Raw genomic sequence first — 11,678 nt, forward strand, 5'->3', positions numbered from 1 at the left:
CCGGCACGGACAAAGTACCATCCAGCGACGCTCCGGCACACTTCTGCAAGGCCGGCAAGGAGACCGCGATGAGATGGGAAGGCAACGAACAATCCGACAACGTCGAGGACCGCCGCAGTGAGGGTGGCGGTGGCGGCGGTTTCATCGGCGGACGCAGCATCGGCATCGGCACCATCGCGGTCGCGCTGGTCGCGGGCTGGATCTTCGGCATCAATCCGCTGACCGTGCTCAGCATGCTGAGCGGCGGCGGTGGCGAGCAGGCCCAGGTGCAGCAGCAACAGGGGCCCGCACCCAAGCCTCCGTCGAGCGACCGCGAGGCGGCCTTCGTCTCGACCGTGCTCAAGAACACCGAAGTGGTCTGGACCGGCATCTTCCGGCAGAACGGCGGCGCCTACCAGGCGCCCCGGCTGGTGCTGTTCCGAGGCGCCACGCCCACGGCGTGCGGCACCGGCCAGGCGGCCATGGGGCCGTTCTACTGCCCCGGCGACAAGAAGGTCTACATCGACCTGGGCTTCTACGACACGCTGAAGAACCAGCTCGGCGCGCCCGGCGAATTTGCGCAGGCGTATGTCATTGCGCACGAGGTCGGCCACCACGTGCAGGACGAGCTCGGCGTGACCGCCAAGGTGGACGGCATGCGAGGCCGCCTGAGCCAGGCGCAGAACAATGCGCTGAGCGTTCGCGTCGAGCTGCAGGCCGACTGCTTTGCCGGCATCTGGGCGCACCATTCGCAAGAGTCGAAGAAGTGGCTCGACCCGGGCGACATCGAGGCCGCAATGAATGCCGCGCAGAAGATCGGTGACGACGCTTTGCAGCGTTCCGCGGGCCGCGCCGTGGTGCCGGACAGCTTCACCCACGGGTCCAGCGCGCAGCGCCAACGGTGGTTTGGCGCGGGGTACCAAAGCGGCGACGTGAAGTCCTGCGATACCTTCAACGCACGCAATCTTTGACGCCCTGGGCGTGAAGCGCCCGTGGTTGCTTGCGGTAATGCTATGAAATAAGTAGCAATGCCGCTATCGCGGACGTTGTCACACCGCCGTCACTGCCATTTTTTGCGGCAGTGCGACAATAGAAGGCTTAATGACAAGCTCCTTCTCCAATCTATCGCTGGCGGAACCGCTGGCGCGCGCCGTGGCCGAAATGGGCTACGAGACCATGACTCCCATCCAGGAGCAGGCCATTCCGGTCGTGCTTTCGGGCCAGGACGTGATGGGGGCCGCGCAGACCGGCACCGGCAAGACCGCGGCTTTTTCGCTGCCCTTGCTGCAGCGCATGCTCAAGCACGAGAACTCGTCCACGTCACCCGCGCGGCACCCGGTGCGTGCACTGGTGTTGCTGCCCACGCGCGAACTGGCCGACCAGGTCGCCCAGCAGGTCAAGCTGTACGCCAAGTACACCAACCTGCGCAGCACCGTGGTGTTCGGCGGCATCGACATGAAGCCTCAGACGCTCGAGCTCAAGAAGGGCGTCGAAGTGCTGGTGGCCACGCCGGGTCGGCTGCTCGATCACATCGAAGCCAAGAACGCCGTGCTCAACCAGGTGGAGTACGTGGTGCTCGACGAGGCCGACCGCATGCTGGACATCGGCTTCCTCCCCGACCTGCAGCGCATCTTGAGCTACTTGCCCAAGCAGCGCACCACGCTGTTGTTCTCGGCCACTTTCTCGCCCGAGATCAAGCGGCTGGCCGGCAGCTACCTGCAGAACCCTGTCACCATCGAGGTGGCGCGGCCGAACGAAACGGCGTCCACCGTCGAGCAGCACTTCTACAGCGTCAGCGACGACGACAAGCGCCGTGCGCTCAAGCAGATCGTCAAGCAGCGCGGCATCACGCAAGCCTTCGTGTTCGTCAACAGCAAGCTCGGTTGCGCGCGCCTCGCACGCTCGCTGGAGCGCGATGGCCTGCGCACCACCGCGCTGCATGGCGACAAGAGCCAGGATGAACGCCTGAAGGCGCTCGCCTCATTCAAGGCAGGCGAAGTCGACCTTCTGGTGTGCACCGACGTCGCGGCCCGCGGCCTCGACATCAAGGACGTGCCGGCGGTGTTCAACTTCGACATTCCGTTCAACGCCGAAGACTACGTGCACCGCATCGGCCGCACTGGCCGTGCCGGCGCGTCGGGCCTGGCCGTGAGCTTTGCCAGCGGCGGCAACGATGCGCGCCTGGTGGCCGACATCGAGAAGCTGATCAAGAAGAAGATCGAGCTCGAACCCGTCGAGTTCGAAGAAGACAATCCGCGCGGCCGCATCAACGACGGCCGTCGCCATTGGCGCGAAGAAGGCGAAGCCGGCGACGCACGCGACGTGCTCGACCAGCCGCGCGAGCGCAGCAGCATGGGCGCCGAAGCGCGCCGCGGCGGCGGGCGCCCGCACCGCGCGCCGTCAGCACCGCGCGATCCGTTCTTCGACAAGCCCTACGAACCGGGCCAGGCTGACGCCACCCCCGCCTGGGAAGCCGCCGCCAAGGCAGCGCCCGCGCGCGGTATCTCGAGCAACATCAAGACCAAGCGCAAGGTCGCGGCCCTCTTCAAGAGCGCCGAGACCAACTGACACTCGGGGGCTAACGCCATCCGCGGTGCCACCCGTAGCGCGGGTGGTGCCAGCCATATCCGTAGCGCGGGTGGTAGTTCCACACGAAGCCCACGCCCGGCGATACATAGGTCGGTGCCACATAGGCCACTCCCGGGGGCGCGGCATAGACTGGTTGCGCCGGTGCGACCACGCAACCGGTGAGAACGACGGCGGCCAGCGCGGCGGCCGAGAGGGCGAGAACGGGCAGTCTCATGGGGTGCTCCTGGGACGAGTTGATCGATATTCCCAAGAAACGCCTTGCCGCATCGTCGGATGACCTCCTTTACCCGCGCGAAATAATGTGACTGGCCGTTGCAGGCCGCGTCCGACGGCAGCGCAGCTCTGCGGCGTTCTCAGATCACGTTGAAATGGTGCGTCCCGTCGCGCCCCAGTTGCGCGACAAGGCCGTATTCCCAGTCGAGGTAGGCCTGCATGGCTTCCGGCGGCGCATCGGTGCCTTCGTAGGGCCGGCGGTAGCGGTCGGTGCGCTGCGTCGCGAGCCGTGTCTCACCGGACTCGCCTTCGAAGCCCGCCGCGAACCAGGCCGCGTTTCCGCCCGCGAGCACCAGCACTTCCACATCGCGTTGGCCCTTTGCGTCGAGGTATTGGCGCAGGTCGGCCGCGGCGTAGCGTGCGAGCAAGCTGCTGCCGCAGGTCAGCACATAGCGCCGCGCCGGGGGAATGGCCGTGCCGATGGCCTCTGCCAACTGCGCGCGAATGGCGTACGAGGCGCCGGGAATGTGCCGCTTCACATAGTTGGCGCTGGTGGTCACGTCGATCACGGCCGTTGCTGGCGGCTGCTTCAGCAAGGCCGCCAGGTCATTGGGCGAGATCTCGCGAATGGCCACCGCGGCCAGTGGATAGGCGGGCGGCGGCGCCGCCTTCTCCGCGAAGGCCGAAGCGGCTGGCACTGCGTCCGGCACATAGACCTCCCACCCCATCTGCGCAAGCCACGACGCGCTCATCGATGCCCGCACGCCGTCGTCGTCGGCCAGCACGATGCGCGCGCCGCGCACCGGCACCTGATGGTCGGTTTCCTGCACCAGCTGCCCGCCCGGAGCGCTTGCGAAGCCGGGCAGATGGCCTGCATCGTATTCCTCCGGCGTTCGCACATCGAAGCGGTACACCGTGCGCCCCGGTGCTTCCAGCGTATGCAGCGCGTCGAGCGCGATGCGGCGCACGCCTGCCTTGTCCGCCACGCGCCGCGCGTCGGCCTGCGCGTCTGCGCGGTGCGCATCGGACACCGTGGCCGGTGCCTTCCGGTCCGCCCCATGGTCGAGCGCCTGTCCCGCGAGCTTCCAGCCGATGGTGCCGTTGCGCAGCGCCGCCACGGGATTCGGAATGCCCGCATTCACCAGCGATTGCGTGCCGATGATGCTGCGCGTGCGGCCCGCGCAATTGACGATCACCCGCGTGGCGGGGTCGGGTGCCAGCTCTCGCACGCGCAGCACCAGTTCCGCGCCGGGCACGCTGGTGGCCGATGGAATGCTCATCGTGCGGTATTCGTCGAAGCGCCGTGCGTCCAGCACCACCACGTTGGCCTTGCCATCGATCAGCGCCTTCACCTCGGTTGCCGAGAGCGAAGGCGTGTGCCGCTCGTGCTCGACCAGTTCGCCGAAGGACTTGCTCGGCACGTTGACGTCGCGGAACAGTTCGCCGCCGGCCGCGCGCCAGCCTTCGAGACCGCCTTCGAGCAGGTGCAGGTTCGTGTAGCCCAGCAAGGCCAGCGTGCGCGCGGCCAGTGGCGCCAGGTCGGTGTCGCCATGCGCGCCGTACAGCACGATGAAGGTGTCCAGCCGCGGTATGCGGCGCCAAGCTTCGATCTCGATGCGCGAGAGCGGCAGGTTCGCGGCCCACAGCGGATGTTCCTGCGCGAAGGGGTCTTCCTCGCGCACGTCGAGCAGCGCAGTTTCTCCGCGCGCGAGCAGGCGCGCGCGCACGGCGGCAAAGGGCACAGGGGGAAAGGCGGAGGCAGAGGTCGTCATGCGGAGGTCGTCGATCTGAGTTCGGCGGAGCGGTCCCACAGGTTGGGAAGAAGCGTGTTGGAGTAGCCCGAGACAAAGGGCTTGCGTCCGCCCTCGGCCGGGTAAGTATGCCGCCGCACGGCGCCGATATTGGCACCGTACACGTGGATGCTGATCGACACGCGGTCGGCATGCGCGTTGTGCACGCGGTGCAGGTCGCCCAGGGTCGGCGACACCGCCTCCACGTCGCCGGCGTCGAGCCGCACCGCGGCACCTTGCGGCCGTGCCCGGCCATCGGGCCCGAGGGCGTAGCCTTGGCTGTATTCGGCGCCGCGCAGCATGCCGATCAGCCCCCACACTGTATGGTCGTGCACCGGCGTTGCTTGCCCCGGTCCCCAGACAAAGCTCACGACCGAGAAGCGCTCGGTGCTGTCGGCGTGCAGCAGGAACTGCTGATAGCGCGTCGGGTCGGGTTGGGCATAGGCGTCAGGCAGCCAGTCGTCCCGCGCCACCAGCGTGCGAAGGAATGCGCCGCCTTCGGAAAGAATGCGCGGCTCGTCCGGACCGCCATCGAGCAGTCGGCCGAACGCGCCGACGAACTCGCGCAGCGGCGCGATGCCAGGAACTGCGCTCACGCCGGACGTTTCCAGACCTGCGCGTCGGTGATGGCGCGCACGTCCACGCGCACCGGCAGGATGCCGTCGCGCGCCGAGCGGTCGGCCACCACCTGCAAGGCGACGATGTCGGCTTCGGACACCGGACGGCCGGTGACCGAGGCCCGCGCGGTGATGATCCGGGCCGATTCGATCGGCAGGCGCGTGAGCTGGCTGTAGGCCTGCGCATAGGCCTCGGGATTGGCCAACGCCCATTCGCCGGCGCGCGCCAGCCGGTCGAGAAACTGCACGATGGCCGCGCGCCTGGCCGGGTCGGCCAGCGAAGGCTCGCTCGCGGTGATGAAGCCCAGCGCCGTGTTGATGCCGCGACCGTCGCGCAAGATGCGCCCGCCCTGCTGCAGCGCGATGGTGTAGTAGGGGTCGAAGACGGCCCAGGCATCGATCTGCTTCGATGCGAAGGCCGCGGCCGCATCGGTCGGCAGCACGAACTTCACCGTGACCTCGTCGCGCCGCACGCCGGCTTCTTCCAGCGCGCCATACAGCTGGTACTGCGAGATGCTGCCGCGCGCGGACGAAACGATCACCGTCTTGCCGCGCAGGTCGGCCACCTTCTGCAATGGCGAATCGGGCTGCACCACGAGGCCGAGCGCATCGGCCTTGCCCACCCGCGTGGCGACGATCTTCAGCGGTGTGCGGCCCACGGCCGCAGCCAGCACCGGCAGGTCGCCGGCCACCGCCGTGTCGACCGCCGCGCTGCGCTGCGCTTCGAACAAAGGTGCCGCACCCTGGAAGTTGGCCCAGCGGTAGGCAAAGGGCACGCCCTCCAGCGCCTTCGAGGCTTCGAACAGCGCGCGCAGGCCGCCGGCCTGGTCTCCGAGCACCAGCGTGGTCTGCGGCTGCGCCCATGCGCGCAGCGCGCCGGCGGCCGTCAGCGAGAGGGCAGCACCCTGCTTGAGCCAGCTGCGGCGTGAGACCTTGGAGGCCTTGGGGATGAGCAGGACGGTCATGCGGCGGCTCCCGAGGGCAGCAATGCACGCGCGCCCGCTGCGATCAGGATCGCGTCGTTCTGCGGTGTGTGGATGCGGCTGCACAGCACGTCGCGGTAGTGCCGCTCCAGCGGGTTCTGCCGCGTAAGGCCGTGGTTGCCGCTCAGCTGCAGTGCAAGTTCCACCGCGCGGATCGCGTTGCTCGTCACGGTGTACTTGAGCAAGCCGCTTTCAGTGGCCGGCTGCGCGCGGCCTTCGTCCACAGCGCGGGTGGCATCGTCGAGCAGCACGCGGTTGGTGCGCAGCAGTGCGGCGATTTCTCCGACATGTTCCTGCACGCGCGGCAAGCTCGCGAGCGGTGCACCCAGGCTACCGGGTGCACGCTGGTTCAAGAAGCTTACGAGCCAGTCGCGCGCTGCTTGCGCCACCGCGTCGTAGAGGCTTGCGAGCAGCACCGTCATCCAGGCCTGCTGTGTCGCATGGGCGTCGATGTCGGTCTGGCTGCCGGCATCGGGCGCCCAGTCGCCAGGGGCACGCAGGTCGACGGCATGGTCGAGGTCGATCGCCACATTCTCGAACACCACCTCGTGGCTGCCCGAGGCGCGCAGGCCCAGGTGGTCCCAGCTTGCGATCACGCGTACGCCGGGTGCATTGCGCGGCACCAGGAACACGCCGGTGCGCGGCGCGGGTTCGTCCGTGCGGCCCCACACGGCGAGCCACGAGAGGCCCTCGATGCCGGTCGTGTAGAGCTTGTGGCCGTCGATCTTCCAGCCACTGCCTTCGCGGCGGGCGACCGTCGCGGGCAGCCCGCCGCGTGCGGGCGAACCGAGCGCGGGCTCCACGCGCAGCGCATTGATGAGCGCGCCGCGATCCACTGCGTCTCGCAACACGCGTTCGCGCAGATGCAGCGGCCAGCGGCTGTCGCTGCGTGCGAGCGCGTGGTGCTGCAGGTAAGTCATCGTCAGGATCAGCGCGGTGGCCGGTTCGCCGCGCGCCACGGCCGCAATCACGCGCCGCGCCGTCGCCAGCGAGGCGCCCCCGCCGCCGTACGCCGCGGGCGCCACCAGGCCGATGAGGCCGTGCGACTGCAGCGCCTCGAAGTTCGGGCGCGGAAAGGCGCCGCTGCGGTCGTGGTCGGCCGCCGTGGCGGCGAACTGCGCCGACAGTCGCGCCAGCACGGCGGTATCGACGGTGGCAGGGGCGGGATCTTCGTTCGTGGCCGGCGGGCGGCGCAAGGGGAGTGCACTCATGGTCCGGCACGTTAGCGGGGCCTCGCCGCGCCGAAAACGACGCATCCCGCATATGCAAACTCGTTTTTCTGCGTTCGCATTTGCCGTGTGCGCCGGTACGGTCCGGTGCATGAAACCTGAATTCCCGCTCGATCGGCGCCGCCTTCTCCAGACCGCTGCCGCCTGGAGCGCCATGGCTGCAACTGGCGCAGCGCGGGCCGCGGCACCGGCACGCGACCTTTCCGGCGTGACCCTGCGCGTGGGCACCTACAAGGGCCTCTGGCGGCCGCTGCTGCAGGCTTCCGGCCAGGCCAATACGCCCTACAAGATCGACTGGCGCGAGCTCAACAACGGCGTGCTGCACATCGAGGCCATCAACGGCGACGCGCTCGACCTGGGCTCTGGCAGCGAGATACCGCCGGTGTTCGCGGCGCGCCAGAAATCCAGCGTGAAGCTGGTGGCAGTGACGCATGAAGACCTCAACAACCAGGCCACGCTGGCGCGCAAGGATTCGCCGATCCGCAGCATTGCCGACTTCAAGGGCAAGCGCGTGGGCTATGTGCGCGCAACCACTTCTCACTACTACTTGGCCAAGCAGCTAGCAGAAGCAGGGCTCTCGTTCAGCGACATCCAGGCCGTGAGCCTCACGCCCGCAGACGGGCTTTCGGCCTTTGCGCGCGGCGATCTCGATGCCTGGGCCATCTACGGCTACAACGGCCAGCTTGCGCGCACGCAGTACGGCGCGCGCACCATCAAGACAGGCGTGGGTTATCTCTCGGGCAACTTCCCCATCTACGTCAACCCGCGCGCACTCGACGATGCGCTGCGACGCGCGGCACTGAACGACCTGCTGCAGCGCCTGCAGCGCTCGTTCGCATGGATCAACGGCAACTTCCTGGCCTATGCGCGCGCGCAGTCGGCCGAGACGCGCGTGCCGGTCGGCGACCTGGTCGAGCTCTTCAACGGCCGCAGCGGCGACTACAGCCTGGGCCCGGTCACCGACGCCGTGGTGCACAGCCACCAGGAGGTGGCCGACACCTTCCTGAAGATCGGCGTGCTCGACGGCCCGGCCGACGTGAAGCCCTTGTGGGACCGCAGCTTCGAAAGCGTGCTGCGCCTGCCCGCCGCCTGAACAACCCTGCTTTCAATCCTGAAGAACACGAGGACACCATGAGCCAGAACGACGTTGAATTCATCGGCATGATCCAGGGCCAGAAGGTCTCGGAAATCCATGCCCCCAGGGGCCCGGCCATCGACCGCGACTATGTGCGTGCCTTTGCCCAGGCGCACGAGAACGCGGGCTTCGATCGTGTGCTGGTGCCGCACCATTCCACCGGTCCCGACGCCACGCTGACGGTGGCCTATGCCGCCTCGGTCACCGAGCGCATCCACTACATGCTTGCGCACCGCCCCGGCTTCGTGGCGCCGACGCTGGCGGCGCGGCAGTTCGCGTCGCTCGACCAATTTACTGGCGGCCGGCTCGGTGTGCACTACATCTCGGGCGGCTCCGACGAGGAACAGCGTCGCGACGGTGATTGGCTCGATCATGACCAGCGCTATGCCCGCACCGACGAATACCTGGAGGTGCTGCACAAGGTGTGGACCGGCGAGAAGCCCTTCGACCACGAAGGCGCGTATTACCGCTTCCAGAATGCGTTCTCGGAAGTGAAGCCGGTGCAGACGCGCAACGGAAAGCCGCATGTGCCGGTGTATTTTGGCGGTGCGTCGGAGGCTGCGATTCCCGTGGCCGGCAAGTACGCCGATGTGTATGCGCTGTGGGGCGAATCGCTCGACCAGGCGCGCGAGCTCACGACCCGCGTGCGCGCCGAAGCCGCAAAGCACGGGCGCAGCGTGCGCTTCTCGGTGTCGTTTCGTCCGATCCTCGCGGAGACCGAAGAGGCCGCATGGGCGCGCGCCGACCGCATCCTGGCCGAGACCAAGCGCCTACGCGTGGTGCAGGGCTACAACCGCGGTGGCCCGCAGCAGAGCGAAGGCGCGAAGCGCCTGCTGGCCGCGGCGGAGAAGGGCTCACGGCTCGACAAGCGGCTGTGGACGGCCATTGCTCAGGAAATCGGCGGGCGGTCCAACAGCACCGCGCTGGTCGGCACGCCCGAGCAGGTGGCCGATGCGCTGCTCGACTACTACGACCTGGGCGTCACTACCTTCCTGATCCGCGGCTTCGACCCGCTGGAGGACGCGACCGACTATGGCCGAGAGCTGATTCCGCGTACGCGCGAGCTGGTGGCGCAGCGCGCGGCCTCCATCCGCAAGGCCGCCTGAGTCCGTCTTTCTCCCTCCCCCTCTGGGGGAGGGCAGGGGTGGGGGCTGACGGCCTTCACGACGCCGCGGCCGTTCGAGCGCCGCTTGCCCCCATCCCAACCTTCCCCCGGAGGGGGAAGGGGCAATAACCAATACCCAGGAAACCCTTCATGAGTGCCGTTCTTTCCATCGACCGCCACGCGATCCAGCCGCTCAAGCTCAATCCGAACCCGCAGCAGAAATACTGGTTCGACCCGATCCCGCCACGCACCAGCGTGCAGGCCGAACGCCGCCATCGGCAAGAGCGCCTCGCGGGCGCCTTCCGCCTGTTCGCGCGCTTCGGCTTTGCACAGGGCTTGGCCGGTCACATCACCGCGCGCGACCCAGAGCTGCACGACCACTTCTGGGTCAACCCGCTGGGCATCCACTTCTCGCGCATCAAAGTCTCCGACCTGCTGCTGGTCAATTCGAAGGGCGAGACCGTGATTGGCGACCGGCCGCTCAACAAGGCGGCCTTCGCCATCCACGCGGCAATCCACGAGCACAACCCGAAGATCATTGCTGCCGCGCACACGCACTCGACCTACGGCAAGGCCTGGTCCACGCTGGGCCGCAAGCTCGACGCCCTCACGCAGGACAGCTGCGTGTTCCATGAAGACGTGGCGCTGTTCGACGACTTCACCGGCATGGTGGTCGACACCAGCGAGGGTGATCGCATTGCGCACGCGCTGGGCGACAAGAAGGGCGCCATTCTCAAGAACCACGGCATCCTGACCGCGGGCCCGACGGTGGAAGCCGCCGCCTGGTGGTACATCGCGCTGGACAACGCCTGCCACACGCAGTTGCTGGCAGAGGCCGCCGGCAAGCCGCAACCCATCGACGAAGCGACGGCGCGCCACACCCATAGCCAGATCGGCGGCCCGGAGGGGGCCATCCATTCCTTCGACAGCCTTTATGAAGGCCTGGTCGAAGCGGAGCCCGAACTGCTGCTCTAAAGAAAAACTACCGGAGTTCTCGATGACCGTATCCCTTTCACGCCGCGGTGTCCTGCGCGCAGGCGGCGCCGCCGCCGTGGTCGCCACGGGCGGGCTGATTGCCTCGCAGGCGTTCTCGCAGCAGGCGCGCAAGCTCACCTTCGCCTGGAACGCCGCCGCGTTCTGCCTCTCGCCCGTCGTCGTCGCGCAGGAGCGCGGCTACTTCGAGCGCAATGGGCTCCAGGTGGACCTGATCAACTACACCGGCTCCACCGACCAGTTGCTGGAGTCGCTGGCCACGGCCAAGGCCGATGCGGCCGTGGGCATGATCCACCGCTGGCTCAAGCCGCTGGAGTCGGGCTTCGACGTGAAGATCGTCGGCAGCTCGCACGGTGGATGCGTGCGGCTCATGGGCGCCAAGGCGGCGGGCGCCACCAGCATTGCCAGCCTCAAGGGCAAGATCATCGGCGTGTCGGACATTGCGAGCCCGGGCAAGAACTTCTTCTCGATCCTGCTTGCGAAGAACGGCGTCGATGCCGACAGGGACGTGACCTGGCGCCAGTACCCGGCCGACCTGCTCGACATTGCCGTGCAGAAGGGCGAGATCCACGCGATTGCCGACGGCGACCCGAACGTCTACCTGATCGAGAAGCGCAACAAGGGCGCCTTCGTGGAGATTGCGAGCAACCTCTCTGGCGAATACAAGGACAAGGTGTGCTGCATCGTCGGCGCGCGCGGTGAGCTGGTGCGCAAGGACAAGCCGACCGTGGCGGCGCTGGTGCGCGCCATCGCGCAAGCCTCCGACTACGTGGCGGAGAACCCCAACGAATCGGCGAAGCTCTTTGCCAAGTATTCGCCCAAGGTGCCGGTGGAAGACCTGCGCGCTCTGCTCGGCACGCTCACGCACAACCACCATCCGCTCGGCAAGAACCTGCGCGACGAGGTCGAGTTCTATGCGCGCGATTTCCGCAGCGTCGGCGTGCTCAAGAAGACCACCGATCCGGTGCGCTTCGCCGAGCATGTCTCTTTCGATCCGCTGGCATGAGCGCCGCGCCGGGCCGCCCCAAGCAAGCTCGCTCCCGCT

At 67.8% G+C, this 11,678-nt stretch carries 11 protein-coding genes; 6 read left to right on the plus strand and 5 right to left on the minus strand.

The window, feature by feature from the left end:
* The first annotated feature begins 68 nt into the window (after nt 1-68).
* Together BLR24_RS08325 and BLR24_RS08330 are read left to right on the plus strand one after the other, a co-directional pair.
* Entirely contained in the window at nt 69-950 is an 882-nt protein-coding gene (locus BLR24_RS08325; protein WP_093015485.1) for a KPN_02809 family neutral zinc metallopeptidase, read from the plus strand.
* Nucleotides 951-1,080: 130 nt separating this feature from the next.
* Nucleotides 1,081-2,547 carry a DEAD/DEAH box helicase gene (locus tag BLR24_RS08330; RefSeq protein WP_093015488.1) on the plus strand — a complete coding sequence of 489 codons (1,467 nt, stop codon included), beginning with the start codon at nt 1,081-1,083 and terminating at the stop codon, nt 2,545-2,547.
* A gap of 10 nt (nt 2,548-2,557) precedes the next feature.
* Here BLR24_RS08330 and BLR24_RS08335 read toward each other — a convergent pair whose 3' ends face one another.
* The 5 genes from BLR24_RS08335 to BLR24_RS08355 form a co-directional block, all read right to left on the minus strand.
* A complete protein-coding gene (locus BLR24_RS08335) occupies nt 2,558-2,782 on the minus strand; it encodes a hypothetical protein (protein WP_093015491.1) in 225 nt (74 codons plus the stop codon).
* Between the two features lie 139 nt (nt 2,783-2,921).
* Entirely contained in the window at nt 2,922-4,553 is a 1,632-nt protein-coding gene (locus BLR24_RS08340) for a rhodanese-related sulfurtransferase (protein ID WP_093015494.1), read from the minus strand.
* Nucleotides 4,550-5,167 (minus strand): cysteine dioxygenase family protein, encoded by a 618-nt coding sequence (locus tag BLR24_RS08345; RefSeq protein WP_093015497.1) that lies wholly within the window; start codon nt 5,165-5,167, stop codon nt 4,550-4,552. The genes BLR24_RS08340 and BLR24_RS08345 overlap by 4 nt, the downstream gene beginning before the upstream one ends.
* Nucleotides 5,164-6,153, minus strand: a complete 990-nt coding sequence (locus BLR24_RS08350) for an ABC transporter substrate-binding protein (protein ID WP_093015500.1) — start codon at nt 6,151-6,153, stop codon at nt 5,164-5,166. Before BLR24_RS08350 ends, BLR24_RS08345 begins: the two co-directional genes overlap by 4 nt.
* Nucleotides 6,150-7,382: an acyl-CoA dehydrogenase family protein gene (locus BLR24_RS08355; protein ID WP_093015504.1), complete on the minus strand. Its 1,233-nt coding sequence runs from the start codon at nt 7,380-7,382 to the stop codon at nt 6,150-6,152. Before BLR24_RS08355 ends, BLR24_RS08350 begins: the two co-directional genes overlap by 4 nt.
* A gap of 109 nt (nt 7,383-7,491) precedes the next feature.
* Here BLR24_RS08355 and BLR24_RS08360 point away from each other — a divergent pair, with 109 nt between their 5' ends.
* The 4 genes from BLR24_RS08360 to BLR24_RS08375 all read left to right on the plus strand — a co-directional run bounded on the left by BLR24_RS08360 (nt 7,492) and on the right by BLR24_RS08375 (nt 11,639).
* A complete protein-coding gene (locus tag BLR24_RS08360) occupies nt 7,492-8,493 on the plus strand; it encodes an ABC transporter substrate-binding protein (protein WP_093015507.1) in 1,002 nt (333 codons plus the stop codon).
* A 38-nt stretch (nt 8,494-8,531) separates the two neighbouring features.
* Entirely contained in the window at nt 8,532-9,641 is a 1,110-nt protein-coding gene (locus BLR24_RS08365; RefSeq protein WP_093015510.1) for an LLM class flavin-dependent oxidoreductase, read from the plus strand.
* Between the two features lie 149 nt (nt 9,642-9,790).
* Nucleotides 9,791-10,615, plus strand: a complete 825-nt coding sequence (locus BLR24_RS08370) for a class II aldolase/adducin family protein (protein WP_093015513.1) — start codon at nt 9,791-9,793, stop codon at nt 10,613-10,615.
* A 22-nt stretch (nt 10,616-10,637) separates the two neighbouring features.
* Nucleotides 10,638-11,639: an ABC transporter substrate-binding protein gene (locus BLR24_RS08375; protein ID WP_093015516.1), complete on the plus strand. Its 1,002-nt coding sequence runs from the start codon at nt 10,638-10,640 to the stop codon at nt 11,637-11,639.
* Nucleotides 11,640-11,678 lie beyond the last annotated feature (39 nt).

Origin of the sequence: Variovorax sp. OV700 (assembly GCF_900099805.1) — a bacterium.
In the GTDB taxonomy this organism is placed as follows: domain Bacteria; phylum Pseudomonadota; class Gammaproteobacteria; order Burkholderiales; family Burkholderiaceae_C; genus Variovorax.